This window comes from Methylocella tundrae, from assembly GCF_901905185.1.
In the GTDB taxonomy this organism is placed as follows: Bacteria; Pseudomonadota; Alphaproteobacteria; order Rhizobiales; family Beijerinckiaceae; genus Methylocapsa; species Methylocapsa tundrae.
In genome coordinates this window covers 1-19,768 of record NZ_CABFMQ020000098.1, presented here as the reverse complement: position 1 = coordinate 19,768, position 19,768 = coordinate 1, and the positions used below count along the sequence as shown (strand labels likewise).

The 19,768-nt window shown below is 62.3% G+C and carries 21 protein-coding genes; 8 read left to right on the top strand and 13 right to left on the bottom strand.

What is annotated here, in order from left to right:
• Positions 1 to 178 precede the first annotated feature (178 nt).
• Entirely contained in the window at positions 179 to 1,585 is a 1,407-nt protein-coding gene (gene ahcY, locus MPC4_RS15100; RefSeq protein ID WP_174513239.1) for an adenosylhomocysteinase, read from the top strand.
• Between the two features lie 344 nt (positions 1,586 to 1,929).
• Positions 1,930 to 2,922 carry a cytochrome-c peroxidase gene (locus MPC4_RS15095; protein WP_174513238.1) on the top strand — a complete coding sequence of 331 codons (993 nt, stop codon included), beginning with the start codon at positions 1,930 to 1,932 and terminating at the stop codon, positions 2,920 to 2,922.
• A 156-nt stretch (positions 2,923 to 3,078) separates the two neighbouring features.
• Here MPC4_RS15095 and MPC4_RS15090 read toward each other — a convergent pair whose 3' ends face one another.
• The 3 genes from MPC4_RS15090 to MPC4_RS21530 all read right to left on the bottom strand — a co-directional run bounded on the left by MPC4_RS15090 (position 3,079) and on the right by MPC4_RS21530 (position 4,744).
• Positions 3,079 to 3,492: an EVE domain-containing protein gene (locus MPC4_RS15090; RefSeq protein WP_174513363.1), complete on the bottom strand. Its 414-nt coding sequence runs from the start codon at positions 3,490 to 3,492 to the stop codon at positions 3,079 to 3,081.
• 92 nt (positions 3,493 to 3,584) lie between these two features.
• Positions 3,585 to 4,613 carry an NAD(P)H-dependent glycerol-3-phosphate dehydrogenase gene (locus tag MPC4_RS15085; RefSeq protein ID WP_174513237.1) on the bottom strand — a complete coding sequence of 343 codons (1,029 nt, stop codon included), beginning with the start codon at positions 4,611 to 4,613 and terminating at the stop codon, positions 3,585 to 3,587.
• A complete protein-coding gene (locus MPC4_RS21530) occupies positions 4,610 to 4,744 on the bottom strand; it encodes a hypothetical protein (protein WP_280514820.1) in 135 nt (44 codons plus the stop codon). The genes MPC4_RS15085 and MPC4_RS21530 overlap by 4 nt, the downstream gene beginning before the upstream one ends.
• Before the next feature lie 12 nt (positions 4,745 to 4,756).
• On the opposite strand from MPC4_RS21530, the gene ybgC reads away from it, so the two are divergent.
• From ybgC to tolB, 5 genes are all read left to right on the top strand, one after another.
• Positions 4,757 to 5,203, top strand: coding sequence for a tol-pal system-associated acyl-CoA thioesterase (gene ybgC / locus MPC4_RS15080; RefSeq protein ID WP_174513236.1), 447 nt, complete (start codon positions 4,757 to 4,759; stop codon positions 5,201 to 5,203).
• Positions 5,204 to 5,394: 191 nt separating this feature from the next.
• Complete coding sequence (gene tolQ / locus MPC4_RS15075; protein ID WP_134488112.1) at positions 5,395 to 6,138, top strand: protein TolQ; 744 nt, start codon at positions 5,395 to 5,397, stop codon at positions 6,136 to 6,138.
• A 172-nt stretch (positions 6,139 to 6,310) separates the two neighbouring features.
• Complete coding sequence (locus MPC4_RS15070) at positions 6,311 to 6,757, top strand: ExbD/TolR family protein (RefSeq protein ID WP_174513235.1); 447 nt, start codon at positions 6,311 to 6,313, stop codon at positions 6,755 to 6,757.
• A gap of 6 nt (positions 6,758 to 6,763) precedes the next feature.
• On the top strand, positions 6,764 to 7,894 hold the full coding sequence (locus MPC4_RS21525; RefSeq protein ID WP_174513234.1) for a cell envelope biogenesis protein TolA: 1,131 nt from the start codon (positions 6,764 to 6,766) through the stop codon (positions 7,892 to 7,894).
• 80 nt (positions 7,895 to 7,974) lie between these two features.
• Positions 7,975 to 9,255: a Tol-Pal system beta propeller repeat protein TolB gene (gene tolB, locus MPC4_RS15060; RefSeq protein WP_244629059.1), complete on the top strand. Its 1,281-nt coding sequence runs from the start codon at positions 7,975 to 7,977 to the stop codon at positions 9,253 to 9,255.
• Between the two features lie 64 nt (positions 9,256 to 9,319).
• On the opposite strand, the gene MPC4_RS15055 is transcribed toward tolB, so the two are convergent.
• From MPC4_RS15055 to MPC4_RS15010, 10 genes are all read right to left on the bottom strand, one after another.
• Positions 9,320 to 10,036, bottom strand: a complete 717-nt coding sequence (locus tag MPC4_RS15055) for a hypothetical protein (RefSeq protein ID WP_210253666.1) — start codon at positions 10,034 to 10,036, stop codon at positions 9,320 to 9,322.
• Positions 10,033 to 10,584 (bottom strand): type II secretion system protein GspM, encoded by a 552-nt coding sequence (gene gspM / locus MPC4_RS15050; RefSeq protein WP_134488104.1) that lies wholly within the window; start codon positions 10,582 to 10,584, stop codon positions 10,033 to 10,035. The genes MPC4_RS15055 and gspM overlap by 4 nt, the downstream gene beginning before the upstream one ends.
• The gene (locus tag MPC4_RS15045; protein ID WP_174513232.1) at positions 10,581 to 11,708 is read right to left on the bottom strand and encodes a PilN domain-containing protein; all 1,128 of its coding nucleotides are present in this window, start codon (positions 11,706 to 11,708) and stop codon (positions 10,581 to 10,583) included. Before MPC4_RS15045 ends, gspM begins: the two co-directional genes overlap by 4 nt.
• Positions 11,709 to 12,042: 334 nt before the next feature.
• Complete coding sequence (locus MPC4_RS15040) at positions 12,043 to 12,972, bottom strand: type II secretion system minor pseudopilin (RefSeq protein WP_244629042.1); 930 nt, start codon at positions 12,970 to 12,972, stop codon at positions 12,043 to 12,045.
• Positions 12,969 to 13,727 carry a PulJ/GspJ family protein gene (locus tag MPC4_RS15035; protein WP_174513231.1) on the bottom strand — a complete coding sequence of 253 codons (759 nt, stop codon included), beginning with the start codon at positions 13,725 to 13,727 and terminating at the stop codon, positions 12,969 to 12,971. The genes MPC4_RS15040 and MPC4_RS15035 overlap by 4 nt, the downstream gene beginning before the upstream one ends.
• A complete protein-coding gene (locus MPC4_RS15030; RefSeq protein WP_174513230.1) occupies positions 13,724 to 14,149 on the bottom strand; it encodes a type IV pilus modification PilV family protein in 426 nt (141 codons plus the stop codon). Before MPC4_RS15030 ends, MPC4_RS15035 begins: the two co-directional genes overlap by 4 nt.
• A complete protein-coding gene (locus MPC4_RS15025; RefSeq protein WP_174513229.1) occupies positions 14,127 to 14,588 on the bottom strand; it encodes a prepilin-type N-terminal cleavage/methylation domain-containing protein in 462 nt (153 codons plus the stop codon). Before MPC4_RS15025 ends, MPC4_RS15030 begins: the two co-directional genes overlap by 23 nt.
• Entirely contained in the window at positions 14,585 to 15,070 is a 486-nt protein-coding gene (gspG, locus tag MPC4_RS15020; RefSeq protein WP_174513360.1) for a type II secretion system major pseudopilin GspG, read from the bottom strand. Before gspG ends, MPC4_RS15025 begins: the two co-directional genes overlap by 4 nt.
• A gap of 153 nt (positions 15,071 to 15,223) precedes the next feature.
• Complete coding sequence (locus MPC4_RS15015; protein WP_174513228.1) at positions 15,224 to 16,441, bottom strand: type II secretion system F family protein; 1,218 nt, start codon at positions 16,439 to 16,441, stop codon at positions 15,224 to 15,226.
• A 137-nt stretch (positions 16,442 to 16,578) separates the two neighbouring features.
• Positions 16,579 to 18,255: a GspE/PulE family protein gene (locus MPC4_RS15010; RefSeq protein ID WP_174513227.1), complete on the bottom strand. Its 1,677-nt coding sequence runs from the start codon at positions 18,253 to 18,255 to the stop codon at positions 16,579 to 16,581.
• A gap of 296 nt (positions 18,256 to 18,551) precedes the next feature.
• Between MPC4_RS15010 and MPC4_RS15005 the strand changes: the two genes are divergently transcribed.
• On the top strand, positions 18,552 to 19,768 hold a 1,217-nt coding region (locus tag MPC4_RS15005; protein ID WP_280514819.1), incomplete at its 3' end, for a secretin N-terminal domain-containing protein.

Sequence of the window (19,768 nt, the reverse complement as noted above, 5' to 3'; positions counted from 1 at the left end):
CCTACGTGCCAGTTGCAATCCGCCCTCAATCTGGAGTCATCGAAAATATCGCGCCGCGCCCTGACGCTGCTTGTGAACCGTTGAAATCTCCCATATAAAGACTTGCTTATATCTTTATTGCCTACGCCGCGCTGTCCTGATATAGAGCCGCGATCGCAATTCGGGAGCGTCAAACGCCATGACCCATTCGTTCAATGACTACGCCATCACGGATATCAAGCTGGCCGAGTGGGGCCGCCGCGAATTGGCGATCGCCGAAACGGAAATGCCCGGCCTGATGGCGACACGGGCGGAATACGGTCCAAGCCAGCCGCTGAAAGGCGCCCGCATCGCGGGTTCGCTGCATATGACGATCCAGACGGCGGTGCTGATCGAGACATTGAAGGCCCTTGGCGCCGATATCCGCTGGGCCTCATGCAATATTTATTCGACGCAGGATCACGCCGCCGCCGCCATCGCCGCCGCCGGCATCCCGGTCTTCGCGCGCAAAGGCGAGAGCCTCTACGACTACTGGGAATACACCCATAAGATTTTTGAATGGGAAGACGGCGGCGCGCCGAACCTCATTCTCGACGACGGCGGCGACGCCACCATGCTCGTCCATCTCGGCATGCGCGCGGAAGCTGGCGATACGGCCTTCCTCGAGACGCCCGGCAATGAGGAGGAAGAGGTTTTCTTCGCGGCCATCAAGCGCCGCCTTGTCTCCCATCCCGGCCTCTACACGAAATATGGTCAGGCCATCAAAGGCGTCAGCGAAGAGACGACCACGGGCGTTCACCGCCTCTACCTCATGGAGCGTGACGGCAAGCTTCTCTGGCCCGCAATCAACGTCAATGATTCCGTCACCAAGTCGAAATTCGACAATCTCTATGGTTGCCGCGAATCTCTCGTCGACGGCATCCGGCGCGGCACGGACGTGATGATGGCCGGCAAGGTTGCGATGGTCGCGGGCTTCGGCGACGTCGGCAAGGGCTCGGCGGCCTCGCTGCGCAACGCCGGCGCGCGCGTGCTCGTCTCCGAGGTCGATCCGATCTGCGCGCTGCAGGCGGCGATGGAAGGTTATGAAGTTACGACAATGGAGGACGCCGCTCCCCGAGCCGATATTTTCGTGACCTGCACCGGCAATATCGACGTCATCACGATCGACCATATGCGCGCGATGAAAGACCGCGCCATCGTCTGCAACATCGGTCATTTCGATTCGGAAATTCAGGTCGCTGGCCTGCGCAACCTCAAATGGCATAATGTGAAGCCGCAGGTCGACGAGATCGAATTCACGGACGGCAAGCGGATCATCCTTCTGTCGGAAGGGCGCCTCGTCAATCTCGGTAACGCCACCGGCCATCCGTCATTCGTGATGTCGGCGTCCTTCACCAATCAGACGCTGGCGCAGATCGAACTCTGGACCAAGCAGGGCCATTATGAGCGCAAGGTCTACACGCTGCCAAAGCACCTCGACGAAAAGGTCGCAGCGCTCCATCTCGACAAGATCGGCGTGAAGCTCTCAAAGCTGTCTCCGGCGCAGTCGGTCTATCTCGGCGTGCCGCAGCAGGGCCCCTTCAAGCCGGATCATTACCGCTACTGAGCTTTACCACGGCGGAAAAACCTTGAGCGCGGTCGTCGTCTTTGCACGTCGGTCGCGCTTTCGTCTGCCTGGACCTATTTCCGAAGGAAAAATCCGCGATTTGCGTTGAGAGGTTGCCCGCGCGCTTTGCCGCGAGGAGGCTGCTTGCGGCAAAGAGCCTCGATCAATTAGTCGTTTATGGACGCAAATCCGAGGTTCGTCTAAGTAGACACTCACGCTGCGCTTTTCAACTGAGGCTTCGAAGCAAGTAGAACTTCGCGTGTATTCTAGGTTTCTGCAAGCATTAGGCGACTCAGAGGCGACAGCGTCCCGATATATTCGGATGACGCCCTCGGAGATATCTTATGAAACGCCGCATCCTCGCAATTATGCTCGGAGCTTGCGTGACTGTGTTCGTTCGACCAGTCCGCGCAGAAGAGCCTATCCAGCCAATCGCTCCCGCTAAAGTAACAAATCCCGCTCTCGTCGAACTCGGCAAGAAGCTCTATTTTGACCCTCGTCTTTCCAAATCAGGCGCGATCTCGTGCAACTCCTGCCACAACTTGAGCTTGGCTGGGACAGACAATCTCAAAATGTCGATCGGCGACCACTGGCAGCCGGACCCCATCAATACGCCGACGGTGCTCAATTCGCGCCTGAACCTCGCGCAATTCTGGGACGGGCGGGCCAAGGATCTGAAGGCGCAAGCTGGCGGTCCAATGGTCAATCCCGTCGAAATGGCCTCGACGCATGAGTTGGTGGTCAATGTCGTGCAGTCGATCCCGGCCTACGCCACAGAGTTCAAAGGGGCGTTCGGATCCGACGGCGTCGACATCGATCGCGTGACAGCGGCGATCGCCGCCTTCGAGGAGACGCTCGTCACGCCCAACTCTCGCTTCGACAAATGGCTTGAGGGCGATAAGTCGGCGCTGACCAAGACGGAACTCGAGGGCTATGCGCTGTTCAAGGATAGCGGCTGCGTCGCGTGCCATAACGGCCCTGGAGTGGGCGGCAATTCGTTCCAGAAAATGGGCGTGGTCGAGCCCTATAAGACGTCGAATCCCGCGCAGGGCCGGGTCGCCGTGACCGGCGACGACGCTGATCGTTTCAATTTCAAAGTGCCGATGCTGCGCAATGTCGAGCTCACCTATCCCTATTTCCATGATGGCGAAGCGGCGACGCTTGAGCAAGCAGTTGAGACGATGGGCAAGCTCCAGCTCGGCCGAACCTTCACGGAGGAGGAAAACGCGAAAATCGTCGCCTTCCTCAAGACGTTGACAGGCGATCAGCCGCAGATCGTTCTGCCGCACCTGCCGCCGTCAACCAAAAAGACCCCGCAGCCGCAACCCTTTGGTTGAGCGCGCGATTTTAGGGTGGATAGAGGAGAGCTCCGCAACGCGCATCAGCGTCGGGTCAAAACGGGATGACTCGTCGATGGCGGACAGTCTCTGTTCGCTATCGACCGGAGCTTTTCCCTCTTCCCGCGCCGCCGCTTCGGGTGCGCCAGGCGCCCTTCAAACCCCGCCCTCCGCGCAAATAATCTGCCACTCGTCGTCGCTGACCGGCTGCACCGACAGCCTTGAATTATTGACGAGCACCATATGCTTCAGCTGCGGATCGGCCTTGATCGCCTCCAAGGTCACGGGCCGTTTCAGCGGCGTTTTGGCGCGGACGTCGACCATGCCGAACTTGCCGGTCGGATCGCTGTCATCCGGGTAATAGGGCTTGATGATCTCCACGATGCCGACGATCTGCTTTCCTTCATTCGAATGATAGAAGAACGCCTCTTCGCCGACCTTCATCGCCATCAAATTCTGTTTCGCCTGATGATTGCGCACGCCGTTCCAGAAGGTGCCTTTTTTGCCCGCCGCGACCTGGTCGTCCCATGACCATTTATTCGGCTCGCTTTTGATCAGCCAATGCGCCATTTCGTCCGTCCCCGCCACGCGAAGTGATTCTGCCCGGCGCAATCTATCCGCTTGGACGGCGGAGTTTACGCGAAAATTCAGGAAATTCGGCTTTATACGCCCTCGGCTTTGGAGGGGCGCGCCAACAATTCGGCGATCGCCTCGTCGATGGTGATCCGCTCGGCCAGCACCGCGTCGACGGCTTTGGCGATCGGCATGTCGACTCCTGCCGCGTTGGCGAGATCGACGAGAACGCCGCAGGTGTAAAGACCTTCTGCAAGGCCGATGCGGGCGGAGGCCTCGGCGATGGTCTGGCCGCGCCCGAGCGCAACGCCAAGCGAAAAATTGCGCGACAGCGCGGATGTGCAGGTCAGCACGAGATCGCCAAGGCCGGAGAGGCCCATCAATGTCGCGGGCTCCGCGCCGAAAGCGCGGCCAAACCTGATGAGCTCCGCGAAGCCGCGCGCGACCAGCGCCGCGCCGGCGCTAGCGCCAAGGTCTCGCCCGGCTGCGACGCCGTTTGCGACGGCGAGGACATTCTTCGCCGCGCCGCCAAGCTCCACGCCGCGCATGTCGGTTGAGGAATAGACGCGAAATCCAGGACCCGCGAGCCGGCCAGCGAGGATGGCGGCGAGTTCTGCGTCCGCGGCGGCAAGAGCGACGGCGGTCGGCAGACCGCGCGCGACATCCTGCGCAAAACTCGGACCGGAGAGGACCGCCGGCGGATGGTCCGGCAGCACTTCGCTCACGACTTCGCTGAGGAAATGGCCCGTGCCATGTTCGATGCCTTTGGCGCAGACGACAATTGGCGCCTTGCTCCCCGCGACGAACGGCTCGAGCGATTCGAGGAGACCGCGCAGCGCCTGCGCCGGCACGACGGCCAGGATGACATCGGCGTCCGCCGCCGCCTCCGCGAGATCCGAGGTGGGGCGAACGTTCGAGAGGAGCGGCACACCGGGCAGACGCCGGGCGTTGACGCCGGTCGCCTGCATCTCGGCGACATGGTCGCAATCGCGCGCGAAAAGCGTCACAACGGTTTCAGCGCGCGGCTCGCGGCCGCCGCGCGCGGCGAGATTGGCCAGCGCCGTGCCCCAGGCGCCAGCGCCGAAGACCGCTATTCGACCGCTGCGCCCATTGGTCATGATGTTTCCCCATCCGCAACCGATTGTTCGTGAGCCAATATGCCGACCATGTCCGCCGGTTCGGCCACTCCGGCCAAGCTTGAGCGATCGCTCGCAAAAAAGCTAAGCTTTTTCGTGGTCAGAAAACCCATTGTCCGAGGCTCATGCGACACAAATCTGAACAACCGGCCAGCCCTGCGGACGAGCCGCACCGCTTTGACCTGCGCGTCTATTATGAAGATACCGATTTTTCCGGCGTTGTTTATCACGCCTCCTATTTGCGATTCCTGGAGCGCGGGCGCACCGAATTTCTGCGCGCTCTCGGCATTGGACACCGCGAGATTTTCGAGCAGGGGAAGGACAGCTATTATTTCGCCGTGCGGGCCATGACGCTCGATTTTCGCAAGGCCGCTCTCATGGACGACAAGCTCAGCGTCGAGACGCGGACGGATTCGATCGGAGGCGCGTCGATCGAAATGGGCCAAAAGATTTTGCGCGGGGGAGAGCTTCTGGTCGGCGCGAAGGTCAAAATCGCTGTCGTCTCGGCAGGAAAACCCATCCGTCTCCCCGCGTCGCTCCTCGATAAGCTCAGGGCGGGACCAAAAACCTGAATGGCGGCCTTGTCCATTCCGGACGGTAACCGGATTTTAACTGCGCTGACGGTTAAACTTTGGGTCAGATAAAGCCGCAGAAATGACCGATTTTGGCGTCAAGAGGAATCGGCTTTGCGGAGCATTGGGCGTTCGCGCAGCGCAAGGCGATAGCCTTCCATTCAAATTCGCCAGCCGATGAGGACGATGAGATGAACCCTGCGGATATCGCGGCCACGGGCGTGGCGGCAACCGGTTTTGCTCCGGGAAGCGAAGTCTCGCTCCTGTCGATGTTCCTGTCCGCCCATATCGTCGTCAAACTCGTCATGCTGGGATTGCTTGGCGCCTCCGTCTGGTGCTGGGCGATCATCATCAACAAGGCCATTTTGCTCCGCCGGACCCAGCGCGCGATGGCGCAGTTCGAGGAAGTATTCTGGTCGGGGGCCTCGCTCGACGAGCTTTACGCCACTCTGTCGTCGCGGCCGACGACAGGCACGGCAAGCCTTTTCGTCGCCGCGATGCGGGAATGGCGCCGCTCCGTGCAAGGCGGAGTTTCCTCGTTCATGGGATTGCAGGCGCGCATTGAAAAAGTGCTCGACGTCTCGATCTCCCGCGAAGTTGAGAAGCTGGAATCAAATCTTCTTGTGCTGGCGACGGTCGCCTCCGCCAGCCCCTTCATCGGCCTCTTCGGGACGGTCTGGGGCATCATGACGTCGTTCCGGTCGATCGCCGCTTCGCGCAACACGTCCTTGGCGGTGGTTGCGCCCGGCATCGCGGAGGCGCTTTTCGCCACCGCCATCGGCCTTTTCGCCGCCATTCCGGCGCTGATCGCCTACAATAAGCTGCAGGGCGACGTCGCCAAGAAACAGGCGCAGCTCGAAGGCTTCGCGGATGAATTCTCCTCAATCCTGTCGCGTCAGATCGACCAGCGGACGGCGCACGACCAGGCAGCCTGAGCATGATTTTTCGGAGCGTTTTCAACGGAAGCGATGATCGTCTCGCTTCCGGGAAACGCGGTGAATGGAACAGAGCTGAAAGTCGCGGACGCTTCGGCTGTCCTTCAAGCGGACACCACGCCGGCCGCGACCGACCGCTTCCTATCCGGCGCTTGCACGGGAGTTTTTGAACATGGCCATGTCGGCGATTGCAGCGCGCAAGGGCGGCCGCGGACGGCGCGGCTCGCCCCGCTACCGGCCGATGGCCGATATCAACATGACGCCGTTCATCGACGTCATGCTGGTGCTCTTGATCATTTTCATGGTCGCAGCGCCCTTGCTGGCGACTGGCGTGCCGATCGACCTGCCGCAAACGAAATCAGCGGCGCTGAATGTCGAGCAAAAGCCGCTATCCGTCGCCATCGACGAGAAGGGCGCCGTCTTTGTCATGGACCAGCCGGTGGAAATGAACCAGCTCGCCGACAAATTGAAAGAGCTCGCGAAATCAGGCTTTGACGAGCGCATCTATGTGCGCGGCGCCAATCAGGTGAATTACGGCAAGATCGCCGAGGTCATGTCGATCATTACGACCGCCGGGTACAAAAAGGTCGCTCTGGTCACCGACCCCAGCAAGAATTGAGCTTCAATGTCGTTGCGGGACAACCCGGGAGCTGCGGTCTCAGGCGGCATGCATGCTTTGCTGCTCGCCGCCGCGCTGCTGTCCTTTTCGCACACGGCCAAATTCGAGGATGCGCAGGAGAGCGTCCCGGTCGACATGGTCAGCGATCAGGAATTCAACCAGATCATGAAAGGCGAAAAAACCGCCGCGAAACGCGAGAAGCCGCAGCAGAAAGTCGAGAAACTGGCCGAGGTCGCGGAGGCGAAACCGCAATCGACGCTGCCCGACGCCAAGGTGGATATTCCAGCGCCCCCGACCCGCGCCAAGCTTGAGGACGATCCCGGCCGCGACGACGCGAAAAGCGCGCCAAAGCCGCCGGAGCGGCCGGTTCAGGACAACGCTAAAGCCGAGCCCAAGCCGGAGCTAAAGCCCGAGGTCCAAAAGCCCGTTGTCGCGGCTGCGCCGCCGCCAGCGCCGCCTTCGGCTGAATCGCCTGACGCCGTCGAGCCGAAGCCCGTCGCGCGGCCGAAAGCGGAGCCAAAAAAGGTGACGGCGACGGAGCCAAAGCCAAAACCGGCCGAGCCGCCGAAGAAGGCCGAGCCGAAATTCAAGCCTGATGAATTGGCGAAGCTGCTCGAGCAGGAAAAGCCGCAGAAGGATCAGCCGCCGAAACCGGCAGCCAAACCAAAGTCGGGCGAGGAAGCCGCTGATCCCGCGGACAAGTTCGATGCGAGCGACATCAGCCGGTTCCTCAACAAGGAGGCGCCGCAGAAGAAAGCCTCGACCGGCCATGAGTTGCAGCAGGTCGCCTCCCTCGGCGCGGCGACGGCGAGCGCTTCGAAAATGTCGCCCTCGCTCTGGGCGCAACTCGACGGACTGCTGCAGGATCAATACAGGCATTGCTGGAATTACGTCGGCGTCGCCAGCGAACAGAAATATGTGCCCGAGATTCATGTTCAATACGGGCAGGATGGCGCAGTGATGGGTCAACCGGAACTGCTGAATCCGCCATCCGACCCCAATATGCGTTCACTCGCCGAAAGCGCCCTACGGGCCGTCCGGCGTTGCAATCCGTTGCGCATTCCCGCGCAGTACCAGCCTTATTATGACCAGTGGAAAGGCCGGGTCGTTCGCTTCGATCCGGAGGACATGCTTTGACAATTTTCAATCTGACGGCTCGCTTATGGAAGACCCGGTTAGCCCGGCTGATCGCGGCTCCGCTCGCATTATGCGCGGTCCTGCTCACGCAGCCATTCGCCGGATGGGTCACGAGTCCGGCTCACGCCGAGGACCGCTACCTCGACGTTCGCCGCGGCGAATTCAAGCCGGTTTCGATCGCGGTGACGCCTTTTGCCGGAGATCCCGCCGCGGCGGCGCAAGCCACCAGCATCATCACCAATAATTTCAAGCGCTCCGTGTTCCTCGCGCCGCTCGACTCGAAAACCTTCGTCGAGCCGATCGCCAACCCGGATCAGACGCCGAACATGGACGCCTGGCGCGCGCTCAATGCGCAATTCGTCGTCACCGGGCGGAGCGGGCGCAGTCCGGATGGCCGGCTGCAAACCGAATTCCGTCTTTGGGACGTTTCCACAGGCCAGCAGGTCGCCGGCCAGCAATATGTGACGGACCCCAATAACTCACGCCGCGTCGCGCATATCGTTTCCGACGCGATCTTTTCGCGGATCACCGGCGAGGGAGGCTTTTTCGATACCCGCGTCGTCTTCGTTGACGAAACGGGGCCGCCCGAACATCGGCGCAAGCGCCTTGCGATCATGGATCAGGACGGCGCCAATGTGCGCTATCTGACGCGCGGCGATGATCTCGTCGTGACGCCGCGCTTTTCGCCGTCCTCGCAGGACGTCACTTATATGTCTTTCGGCCCGACCGACCCGAAGGTCCTGTTGCTGAACATCGAGACTGGCCAGCGCGAAGTCGTCGGCAATTTCCCCGGCATGACTTTCGCGCCGCGGTTTTCGCCCGACGGGCAGAAGATCGTGATGTCGCTGGCGCAAGGCTCGGCCTCCAATCTCTTCACGATGGACGTTCGCTCGCGCACGACGACGCGGCTCACGGATTCGAGCGCGATCGACACGTCCCCCTCCTATTCTCCGGATGGAAGTCAGATCGTTTTCGAGTCCGACCGCGGCGGCAGCCAGCAGATTTATGTCATGTCGGCGAATGGCGGCGCGCCCAAGCGGATTTCATTTGGCGAGGGGCGCTATTCGACGCCAGTCTGGTCGCCGAAGGGGGATCTGATTGCGTTCACCAAGCAGAAAGCGAATACATTCGCGATCGGGGTGATGCGGCCGGACGGGTCTGGCGAGCGAATTTTGACCGAGGGCTTTCACAATGAAGGGCCGACCTGGGCGCCGAACGGGCTCTATTTGATGTTCTTCCGCGATCCCGGCGGCTCCAGCGGAGCGAAAATCTATATGATCGACGTTTTTGGCAGGGCTGAATTTCCTGTCCCGACGCCGAGCTTTGCGTCCGATCCGACCTGGAGCCCGCTGCTGAATTAAGCGCAGTTCGCTTCAAGCCATAACAACGCGGCGTCAGGCCGGACGCCGCGACGCAGATTGAGGCCTAAGGCTGCTGACAAGGCCCATGCGGCGGGCAGGGCGGCGGATTAGAGAAGGGGTGGGGCGAAAAACGGCCTCCGGGGGGCGGCGGCGCCGGGCTTGTCGAGGCCATAACGCCGACAGGAGGCGCGAATGGCGATCCCGCGGTCTCTGCGTTGCGGGCCGGCAGCTCCAGCTTCACCTGCTGATTGTCCTTCTCGAGCGTCGTCGCTCTAAGATCGACCGAGCGAACGACCCAGCCATGATCATCCTGACCCACGTGAAGCGTGATGGGCTTGCCCGACGAATCGGAAAACAGGCCCAACTCCGCCTCCCCTCCGTGGACGACGCCGACAAGCGTGATCTGCGGTTTTTCTGGCTCCGGGGGCGGAGGCGGCGCGCTGACTTCGACCTGGGCCGGCGCCGTGATCGGGGGCGGCGGCGGACGCCGCGATGCGGAGAAAAGCGGACGTTCGCGCGTCGCATGCAATGAGTCGATGGGGATCGCCCAGAGCGGATTGGCTGTTCCCGATATCGGCTGCGCGGCGGGCGCGTCCGCGCGTCGCGGCTCGATGTCGATATGTTCGACCGGCGCGGCGAGGCGCGCCGGAGACGCCGAGCTGAGATCGTTGTGGTCGGCGCTCAGCTGAGCGTCGCTGGGACTTTGCGCCCGGGCGAGGGCCGCCGCGCTGCAAAAGGCCGCCAGCGCCAAACCGAAAAGCGCCCTGTCGCGCCGGATCATTTCGCCACCTGCCATTGCCCGGCGACGTCGATTTGGATGCGCATTCGTTTGTCTTCCGAATCAGCGCCGGCTTGCGGCGCCTGGACGATCAGTTGTTCGACGAAAAGAAAGGGCATGCCTGCTTCTATATCATAAAGGAGCGGCTGCAACGCGGTTTGGCTCAGTTCGCAGTTCGCGGTTAGCACGACGTAGCCCTGGCTCGCCTGAGATCCCTGCAGATCGATCTGCGAGGACAGCACGGCGCCGCCGACGGCCGTGACGGCGTTGACGATGCGCTGCTGCAGATCGGCGCCGGCGATCGTCACCGTAGGCCCATCGAGGAAAGGCGAGCCGGCGGCTTCATCGTCGCCGGATTGATCGCCCGATTTTCCGTGGTGTTCAAGCGCCGCGAGCCGGCCGGAGGCGGCGGCATAGTCGGCATAGGCGTCGCTCAATCCAGATAATGTCACCGAGATGACTGCGAGCAAAGCGATCACGGCGGCGGCATAGGCGAGGGCCGCTGGCGCATGCGATTGATTGAGGCGTTTCCAGAGTTCGGCGCTGGTCATTGGCTCGCAGCCCCGGGCGCGCGGAAGACCGGCGCGATATGCGCTTCGATTGAGAAATGCTGAGCCGTCTCCGACTGCGAGCGCGTCGTCGCCGCGAAAAACGTCGCATGTGTGAAATGCGGCGATTGCTCGATGAGGTGGATCAACTCAGGCGCGTCATGCGCGAGGCCGACGATCTGCACTTTGTTGCCCTGAATGTGCATCTCGGTCAAATAAGCGTCGTCGGGCAGGATGCGCGAAAGCTCTTCGTAAACGATCACGGCCGAGGGCGTATCGCGCTTTCTTTGCCGCAGCGCAAGCGCCGCAGCGCTGTTCGCGTCGCCGTTTCGATGCAGCGCGGCGCGGCGTTGCGCGATGCTTTGGTTGATCTCATCGCGCTGCGCTTCGAGCGCGCTTCCGGCGATGGCGGAAAAGATCACGGATGCGACGCAGACAAACGCCAGCGCGCCGATGAGAACGATGAGACCGCGCCGAAGCCGGCGCGCTTCGAGGACGCCCTCGAGTTTTTGTTCGAGCACCTTGATCGGGGCCGCGCCTTCTGGCGCCTGCGTCGAGATCGTGACGGCCTGGACGCGAAGGCCCCGAACGGCGTTGACGTAAGGCGCGAGCCGCGCGCGCGCCGTCGCCGCGACAGTCACCAGCATGCGCTCGCCGGACGCCTCCTTCGAGGGGCGCCAGCCGAAGGCGGCCTCCGCGGGGCTCCAGGGCGTCAGCCTGTCAATCTGGGCGCGGATGATGCCTTCGAGAAAATCGGTGGCGCGGCGCGGCAGCTGAAGCGGCCGGATCAGGAATCGGTCCGGTCGCAGCACGAATTCGACTCGTGCGTGCGACACGAACGGGGCCAAGGTCGCTGCGTCCTTCGGCGCGATGACGCCGTCGACAATATGGATCGCGCCGCGCGGCAACTCGGCTTGCGCCTTTTCCCGCGCCGCCCTTTGCCGGATCGTCAGCTTCGAGGAGGCGTCAGGCGCCGACGCCGCTTGCAGCAGGAAGCCACCGTCTTCCTGTTCGACAAGACGTGCGAAGCGCGGCGGGCGCAATGCTTCGCCCGCCGCGAGAATCGCCGCCGCGACTTCGTCGATCCAAGCCGAGGCCCGATTGAGGATCTTGTGGATCCAACTCATGTCATGTCCATTTCGGCGGCCAGAATGGCCAAAGTGAGGGCATTTTCAAGCGAAACGCCGCCCTTCAGCGGCCAGAAAATGCGAAAAGAGAAACAGCTAAGCTTCCCTGGCGAAAAAAACTTTAGAGCAGAATGCGTTCCGGAGGAATCGCATCCGGCTTTTAAGCCTGCCTTAACGCATGACGTGGAGCGAAAAGTCTGCAGCTTTTGGGCGTCATGACCTAGAGCATATTCCGATCAGATCGGTTCGATCCGATCGACAAGAATATGCTCAAGTTTATGAAGCTGGAGCGATTTCTGATCGATCGAATGACTCCATTCGATCGGAAAGCGATCTAGAAAACGCCGTCGAAATCATCGCTCCAGGCGAGGATGGCATAGGGCTCCGTGTCTTTGTCGTTCTGGAGGATGACCGCCTCGGCGTTCACGCGCCGCCCGTCCTTGAGCCGAATGGCCATGTTGACGCGGTTCGCTTTGCGAGGGTCGAGCGAAACGCTGTCCTTGGCCTGACCGAGCTGGGACAGGATCGCTTTGGGATCGCTCGTCCTGCGGGTGTCGAGGAGCGTTTTTGCAAGGTCGGGCGTCATGTGGGGCAGCGACTGGATCACCTCCGGGGGCGCCGCCATCACATCGATCTGCGGGATTCCATTGTAGATCGTCAAGAAAGGCATCGCGCTTTCGACGAGTTCCGGCGGCAGACCCAGCACGAACCGGAGTTCCGCGACATTCTGAAATGGCGATTGACGGGGTAAATATTTCAGCCCGGCATCCTTATAGGCGTCGGCCTCCTTGTTTTGACCGGCGCCCTCGTTTTTTTTGCGCCATCCGATAATCCTATCGGCGTAATAGGCCGCGTCGCTGGGCTTTGCGCCGAGCGTCTCGAACAGGCCCGCAAGCAATTCCTTCGTCGCCGCGTTGAGGTCGACGCGCGCTCCCTCGGTGCGGAAATTCACAGCGACATTGGCGCCCGCTAGCTGAAACCGGAAATCGCCAGTCGGACGGGGATCGTCAGGCGTCCGGCCGGTCAGCTGCAGCGCGGTGAGTTCAAGCCCGGCTGAAATCAGGGCGTCCGACTGCAGCCTGTCGCTGGAAACGCGCGCCGCGAGCGCGCTATTGCCGACATAGATCGCATAGCATGACGCGAACGTCGCGAGCGCCGCGATAATCCAGAGCACGGCGACGATGATGAAGCCGGCCTCTCCTTGCTCTCGGGGGAGATCCCTTGGCTCTCCGGGGAGATCCCTTGCCGTCGACGACAGCCTCAAAGGACCTCTCCGTTCGCTGGTTTCGTAGCGTCGTTCGGCGGCGGCTGACCACCGCCTTTGGTCGACTGTCCGCCGCCGCACTGCGACGAGGGCGTGGCTGAGGCGCAGATGGCGGCTGTGTTGACATGAATGAGGGTCGCCGTCGAAACGGCGAGAGTCTCGCCCGAATCCGCATTGCTGACGGTGATGCGGACGGCGGCGGGCAACACGGTCGCCTTGTCCCAGCTGTCGACCCAGGTCCGGTCGGGTCCCGCGAAAGCGAAAGATAAACGCAATGGGGCGCGCAACAGGAGGCTTGCGTCTGAAAATTCGAAATCATCAGTGCTGACGCCGACGCTGGCGGCCGGCGAGAATGCGATGCGCGAGCGCACCAATCCGCCTTCCTTTTCGCTGTTTGCGAATCGTATGATCTCGAGGCCCGTGGGCGCTGGCCCGGTGGAGGGTTTAGGGCCGATTGGCGATCGCACAAACGTCACGGCGGATTCCGAACCGTAGAAAAGGACGCCTTCTTCGCCGATTGGCGCGATGAATTCGGCGGCGGCGAGGTCGGAGGCGACGCGATCAAGCCCGAGGCCGACGAGTTCGGTGCGCTGGAGAAGAGAGAAGCCGGCCTGCCAATGCGGAGACCATTGCGCCGTGACGACCGCGAGAATCGACAATATGAGCCCCATGAGGGCGACCGCCACGAGCGTTTCGATAAGCGAAAAACCATGCTGCGCCAGGCCGCGGCGCGCGATCGCGCGCAGAGCTTTCATTTGTCCGTCCTCGGGACAAGACGGAGCGTTTCGACCTCGACAAGCGATCCCGATGGAGAGCGAACCTTTATGGCAATCGCCTCGGGGACCCAGCTTGGCGGCTCTTTCCCGGCTATTGGCGGCGATGGGTCGATAAAGGGAGAGGCGGAGACGCTCCAGGTCCCGCCAGAAGCGTCGCCGGCAAGATCCGCGGCGACGAGCTTCGACCGCTCGGGCAGGGCGGTTTCGACCTTACGCAACGTCGAAACAGCCACGAGCCGCTGATCGATCTGATGCACGGCGCGAATATTCGTCCCCATCAGCGCTCCAATGGCGCTGATACAAACGGCGACGACGGCGAGCGCGATCAGAACCTCGATCAGCGTGAATCCCGCTTCGGCGCCCGCGGACGCGCGGGCCTCAGAAGGTCTTCTTTTGCACAATCTCAACGCCTCCGGTCAGCCACGCGACGCGGATCTCGAACGTGGCGCCGAGCCGCGAGAGAGATAACGTGCCGCCGCAGGAGAGTCCCGACCCGAAAAAGGAAATGCTCGTTCCCGCGTCGTGCTGGTCGCAGCTATCGGCGAGGATTGCGCTGAAAGCGACATCCACTGGCACCCTGACGGACCCCCCGCCGGCGCCCGAGCGGACCGTTCGCGCAACCGTGTTGATTTCCGTCGAAACAGGAGCGCCCCGGCGCAGCGCCGCGTTGCGGTCGGATTTGAGCACGGCCGCGGTCGCGACGGCCAGAGCCTCGAGCCGCGAGCGCGAGGTGCCGTGCGGAAACGCCGGCAGCGCAATCGCCGCCAGCATCGCAATGATGGCAAGGACGCAGACGATTTCAAGCAGGGTGAACCCGCTCTCGCCCCATCGCTCCTTCATCGCCCCTCCGCTTTCTTCGTGCCTCCGATTTCCCAGCTCTTGATGTCGGCGGCTAAGCCGGTTCCGCCTTCCTGTCCGTCGGAGCCAAGGGAGATGATCTCATAGGGGCCATGTTCCGAAGGCGAACGATAGATATAGGGATGAGCCCAGGGATCATTCGGAACATTGGCGTTCTTGAGGTAGGGGCCATTCCAGGCGTTCGCGCCGCCCGGGCGTTGCACGAGGGCCGCGAGCCCTTGCGCGGTCGACGGATAGCGTCCGAGATCGAGATAATAGAGATCGAGCGCGCCGGACAGGCTCTCGATCTGAATTGTAGCGGCCTTGACCTTCGATTCGGAAAGATAGTTCAGGACGCGCGGACCGACGAGGCCCATGATGAGCCCGATGATCGTGATGACGACCAAAATTTCGACCAGCGTAAAGCCAGCCTCGCCATGTCTTTCGTCCGCCGGCGGTCCGGCGCGGCGATCGGCGGCGCGCATCGTTAGCCCGAGCGCCGCGCGCCTCGGATGGAGTTCAACTCGCGCGGTCCGGCGTTCGCCTATGGTTTTGGCAGGCCCGTCTTTTTTCTTCATGTTGTAATCGCTTCCAAATTCAAGAATTTGTTACCGTCAGGGCATCGCTCACCCGACCGCTCACCCTACCACCTGGCTGACTGACATGAGCGCCGTCATGATCGATACGATCAGTCCGCCGACTATGACGCTGATGCTGATGATGGCCAGAGGACCGATGACCCCGACGAGCTTATCAAGGCTGCGTTGCAGTTTGACTTCATAGTAGCCGGCAATTCGCTCGGCGAGCATCGGCAGCTGGCCCGATTCCTCGCCGAGCCTGAGCGTGCGGATGGCCATCGGCGGAAGCGCCTGCGTTTCGCTCAGCGCATCGGACAGCTTGCCGCCCTGACGGACGATGTCGACGGTTTGGCCCCAGGCCTTCGAGCGCCCCGTCGTCGCCATCATATCGGCGAGGATGCGCAATGTCGCGGTGAGCGTCACTCCCGCCGTGAGCAGCACGCCGAGATTGCGGCAAAAGACCGCCGTCCGCTGATAGCTCAAGACTTTGCTGAGCAAAGGCATGCGCCCGAGCGTCTCCATGATCGCGGCGCGCACCTTCTGCTGGCGCAGCAGCAGCCACGCGCCGACGGCGAGCGTGACGAAGCCGGCTCCCAACGCCTGAATGTGGGCGGAGAAAAAATCAGACAGGTTGAGAAATCCGGTGACGATCGGATCGAGCTTGGCGTTGAAATCGCGCAGCACGGCGCCGAACTGCGGCAGCACGAATGTCAGAAAGAAGGTCAAAACCGCGCCGGCGGCGGACAGAACGAATGCGGGGTAGCGCAGGGCGTCGACGACCTTGCGGCGCAACGCCTCGGAGCGCGTGCGCTCCGCCGCCAGCGCCTCGAGCACGGGCACAAGATTGCCGGACGTCTCGCCGACGCGCACGAGGGCGACGTACATTGGCGAAAACAGCGAAGGGTAATGCGATAGCGCATCGGCGAAGCTTTCGCCGCCGAGAATTGTTGCGGTGATCTTGGCGATGGTCGGCCGCAAACGTCCGACGTCCGAATCCGTCGCGACGAGATCGAGCGCTTCATTGATGCGCGCGCCTGTCTTGAGGAGCAGCGCCAGGTCGCCGGTGAAGAAGGTCACATCCTCAAAGCGCGGGGCCGCGCCGACGCTGATCGTCCACCAGGGAGACCCGGTCCGGCCGCCATCGTCGCGCACCGTTTCAATGGGGATGAGGCCGAGATATTCGATGCGCAGCGCGACTTCCGACGCGCTCGCGGCCGAGATCGTTCCGCTCACCACCTCGCCAGTCTGGGTTAAGGCCTGATAGCGAAAATTCAACATTTGGAACGTCTTGGCATGTCGAGTGAACTTTGCAGCGGGATCGCGAAAGCTATTACGTTACGCGGCTGTGGTGTTCTTATCGCTAATATTTTATGCCTTTTCGTAGTCGATTTGGAAGTCCTTGAAAAGACCTTTGGCTAGCGCAGCGTCGTTACGCGGAGCACTTCAGCGGTGGACGTTATGCCTGCGCGGCATTTTGCTACGGCGTCCTCGACCATGGTCGTCATGCCGGACCGGCGCGCGGCAAGATCGATCTGATGCGCGTCAGCCTGCGGCCCGACGAGGTCGTAAGCCTCTCCCCGCAATTCGAGCATTTCGAAGATCCCGTTGCGGCCGCGATAGCCGACGCCGCCGCAGCGTTCGCATCCCGCCGGCTCGCAGATGCAGTCGTCCGCCCTAAGGCCGAGAGCGCTGAGGCGGGGATCCTCAGCGAGATCATCATTGGTCAGGGTCCGTTGGATCTTGCAGCGGTCGCAGAGAACGCGCACGAGACGTTGCGCGATGACGGCGCGCAGGGTGGACTTGAGAAGAAAGCCTTCAACGCCGAGGTCGAGCAGCCTCGGGATGGCGGCGGCGGCGGATTCGGTATGCAGTGTGGTCAGGACGAGATGGCCCGTCAGCGCCGCGTTAACGGCGATATTCGCTGTCTCGGCGTCGCGCACTTCACCCACCATGATGACGTCTGGATCCTGGCGCACGAATGCGCGCATCGCAGTGGCGAAAGTGAGACCGATCGCGGGCTTGACCTGGCTTTGGTTGATGCCTGGAATTTCATATTCGACCGGATCCTCGATCGTCAGAATTTTGCGCGACGGCTGATTGAGCAAGGAGAGCATGGTCGCGAGCGTCGTGGTTTTGCCGCTGCCGGTCGGCCCGGTGACGATGATCATCCCATGCGGCAGAGCAAGCAGCCGCGACACGATCTTTTCGTCGGCCGCGGATAATCCCAGTCGCGCGACGTCGAGCAGACCGCGATCTTGCGGCAGCAAGCGCAGCACCGCGGATTCTCCATATTGCGTCGGCATCGTTGAGACGCGGATGTCGACGTCGGATCTTGCGATGCGCTGGCGGGCCGCGCCGTCCTGCGGCAGGCGCCGCTCGGCGATGTTAAGCCCGGCTAGGATCTTGATGCGGGAGATCAGCGCCTGCGGCAACGTGTCTTTCGGGGCCGGAACCGCCCGCAGCAGCCCGTCGACGCGCATGCGCACCGTAAGCGCATTGCGAAAGGGTTCGATGTGGATGTCGCTGGCGCGTAGCTCCACGGCTTTTTCAAGCAAATCATTGACGGCGCGGACGACAGGGGCGCCGCTTGCCAGATCGCGCAGGCTTTCAATGTCGTCGTCGGCGCCTGCGGATCGGCGCTCATTCTGAGGCGCGGCGTCCTCTCCGCCGAGCCGCTCGCCAAGGATGATCGCGATGTCCTCGAAGGAGGCGACCTCGACCGCGACGGAAACGCCAAGGACGATTTCGGCGGCGCGCAGGGCGGCGCGGTCGCTTGGATCCGCGGCGGCGAGCTTATGCTCGCCCTCGGCGGTCACGAAGGGAAACACCGTGGTCTCGCGCAAGAAGCGGGGCGCGAAGCGATCGCATAAGGATTTCGCCGACACGAGTTCAGGCAGGCTCAGACGCGGCATGCCATAAAAATGTGCGACTTCGTCGGCAAACCCATGAGCCGAGAGATCGCTTGCTTCCCATAATTTGCGTAAGGTCGGCTCCGTGCTCCCCTCGGTCGCGGAGTCGAGCGGGGTTTCCGACGACAAGTGTCTTTTGTCCACAAGATGCTTGGCGAATTCGTTGAGTGGATTTTGATTCATAGCGTCCTGCCTGCCAATGAGACTAAGCTAGCCGTTCGGCGAACCACGAAGGGATCACTGGGAAAATGGGACCTGACCGACGCTGCCGGCGTATAGCTTGACCTCTACCGTAAGAATGGCGAAGATTTACATTATAGTGTCAAACTGTGACGATATTCGCTAGCGGGCTTTGGACGCGCATCAGTTGGTCGCTTTTATTCGGGTTGGGGTTATTGTTCAGAATTCAGCGCCGCGCCAAAGTTTATCTTTCGAGCCGATTGGTTTCGATCGCTTTGCTCCTGTGGGCGGCGGCGTTTGTGGCGTCGTGCTCTCAGCTGCCATTGACGGGCGGCGGCACTGAATCGCCAGACGCGTTTGACAAGGTTCGCGGCCTCGATCTTCAGCCGAGATTTCCCAAAGGAGCCGACACGGCCAACACGGGGGCCTCGGGCAGCGACCGGCCGGCGATCTACTATGGCGTCGAGGGGCCGGCGGGCGGAGCGGGCTCCGTCGCATCCGCGGCCGGCGGCGGGGGCGCTGGAGCCGGCGAAGGCGTCGACCTGAATTTCGACAACGCGCCGGTGACGGCTGTCGCGAAAGTCATTCTTGGCGACATTCTGGGCGTTGGCTATTCGGTCGACCCGCGCGTGCAGGGTTCGATCACGCTGTCCTCCGGCCGCCCGGTTCCGAAATCGCGGCTGCTGTTCGTGCTCGAGAGCGCGCTTCGCACGGCCAATGCCGTGTTGACCCATGACGCCGGCGGCTATCGCATCATCCCGGTCGACGACGCCGTCGGCAATGGCGGCGTGGACCACGCCGGCGGCGAGCTCGAGCCCGGCTATGGCATGACCATCGTCCCGGTGCAGCATGTCGCCGTGCCGACGATCATGAAGCTTTTGGAGGGGTTTGCGACGCGGCCCGGCTCGATACGCGCTGATCCTGGAAATAATCTGATCATCGTGGTCGGCAATGGCGTCGAGCGCCGCACCGCCGTCGAGACCATTCTCAGCTTTGATCAGGACTGGATGCGCGGCCAGTCCGTCGGCATTTTCCCGGTGCGCAACACGAGTCCGGAGCCGGTTGTCGCGGAGCTCGAGAAAATTCTCGATTCCGGCGAGGCCGGCCTCAGCCAGAACATGGTCAAGCTGCAGCCGATCGCGCGCTCGAACGCGATCTTGGTGGTGGCCCGCAAGCCCGAGCTGCTGCGCGCCGCGGCGACGTGGATTTCCCGCCTCGACGGATCGTCGATGACCAGCACGGGGGTCAAGGTTTACCGGGTCCGGTATGGCGACGCCAAGCAGATCGCCAAGCTGCTGAATGACTTGTTCACGGGCGGCGCCGGCGGCGGCCTCGACTCCGGCGCCAATCAACTGGCGCCGGGCTCCGGCAGTCTCTCGGCGGCGGATCGATTGACGGGCGGCGGATCGGCCTCATCCTCGGGCCTTGGCGGCGGCGGCGGCGGTGGCGGCGCAGGCGCGGGAATGGGCGGCGGGATCGGAGGGGGCGCTGGAACGGGAACGGGAACGGGAATGGG

Excerpts from the sequence above, each read along its gene's own strand:
- ahcY (WP_174513239.1), top strand. The coding sequence starts at position 179 with ATGACCCATTCGTTCAATGACTACGCCATCACGGATATCAAGCTGGCC.
- MPC4_RS15095 (WP_174513238.1), top strand. The coding sequence starts at position 1,930 with ATGAAACGCCGCATCCTCGCAATTATGCTCGGAGCTTGCGTGACTGTG.
- MPC4_RS15090 (WP_174513363.1), bottom strand. The coding sequence starts at position 3,492 with ATGGCGCATTGGCTGATCAAAAGCGAGCCGAATAAATGGTCATGGGAC.
- MPC4_RS15085 (WP_174513237.1), bottom strand. The coding sequence starts at position 4,613 with ATGACCAATGGGCGCAGCGGTCGAATAGCGGTCTTCGGCGCTGGCGCC.
- MPC4_RS21530 (WP_280514820.1), bottom strand. The coding sequence starts at position 4,744 with ATGGGTTTTCTGACCACGAAAAAGCTTAGCTTTTTTGCGAGCGATCGC.
- ybgC (WP_174513236.1), top strand. The coding sequence starts at position 4,757 with ATGCGACACAAATCTGAACAACCGGCCAGCCCTGCGGACGAGCCGCAC.
- tolQ (WP_134488112.1), top strand. The coding sequence starts at position 5,395 with ATGAACCCTGCGGATATCGCGGCCACGGGCGTGGCGGCAACCGGTTTT.
- MPC4_RS15070 (WP_174513235.1), top strand. The coding sequence starts at position 6,311 with ATGGCCATGTCGGCGATTGCAGCGCGCAAGGGCGGCCGCGGACGGCGC.
- MPC4_RS21525 (WP_174513234.1), top strand. The coding sequence starts at position 6,764 with ATGTCGTTGCGGGACAACCCGGGAGCTGCGGTCTCAGGCGGCATGCAT.
- MPC4_RS15055 (WP_210253666.1), bottom strand. The coding sequence starts at position 10,036 with ATGATCCGGCGCGACAGGGCGCTTTTCGGTTTGGCGCTGGCGGCCTTT.
- gspM (WP_134488104.1), bottom strand. The coding sequence starts at position 10,584 with ATGACCAGCGCCGAACTCTGGAAACGCCTCAATCAATCGCATGCGCCA.
- MPC4_RS15045 (WP_174513232.1), bottom strand. The coding sequence starts at position 11,708 with ATGAGTTGGATCCACAAGATCCTCAATCGGGCCTCGGCTTGGATCGAC.
- MPC4_RS15035 (WP_174513231.1), bottom strand. The coding sequence starts at position 13,727 with ATGAAAGCTCTGCGCGCGATCGCGCGCCGCGGCCTGGCGCAGCATGGT.
- MPC4_RS15025 (WP_174513229.1), bottom strand. The coding sequence starts at position 14,588 with ATGAAGGAGCGATGGGGCGAGAGCGGGTTCACCCTGCTTGAAATCGTC.
- gspG (WP_174513360.1), bottom strand. The coding sequence starts at position 15,070 with ATGCGCGCCGCCGATCGCCGCGCCGGACCGCCGGCGGACGAAAGACAT.
- MPC4_RS15015 (WP_174513228.1), bottom strand. The coding sequence starts at position 16,441 with ATGTTGAATTTTCGCTATCAGGCCTTAACCCAGACTGGCGAGGTGGTG.
- MPC4_RS15010 (WP_174513227.1), bottom strand. The coding sequence starts at position 18,255 with ATGAATCAAAATCCACTCAACGAATTCGCCAAGCATCTTGTGGACAAA.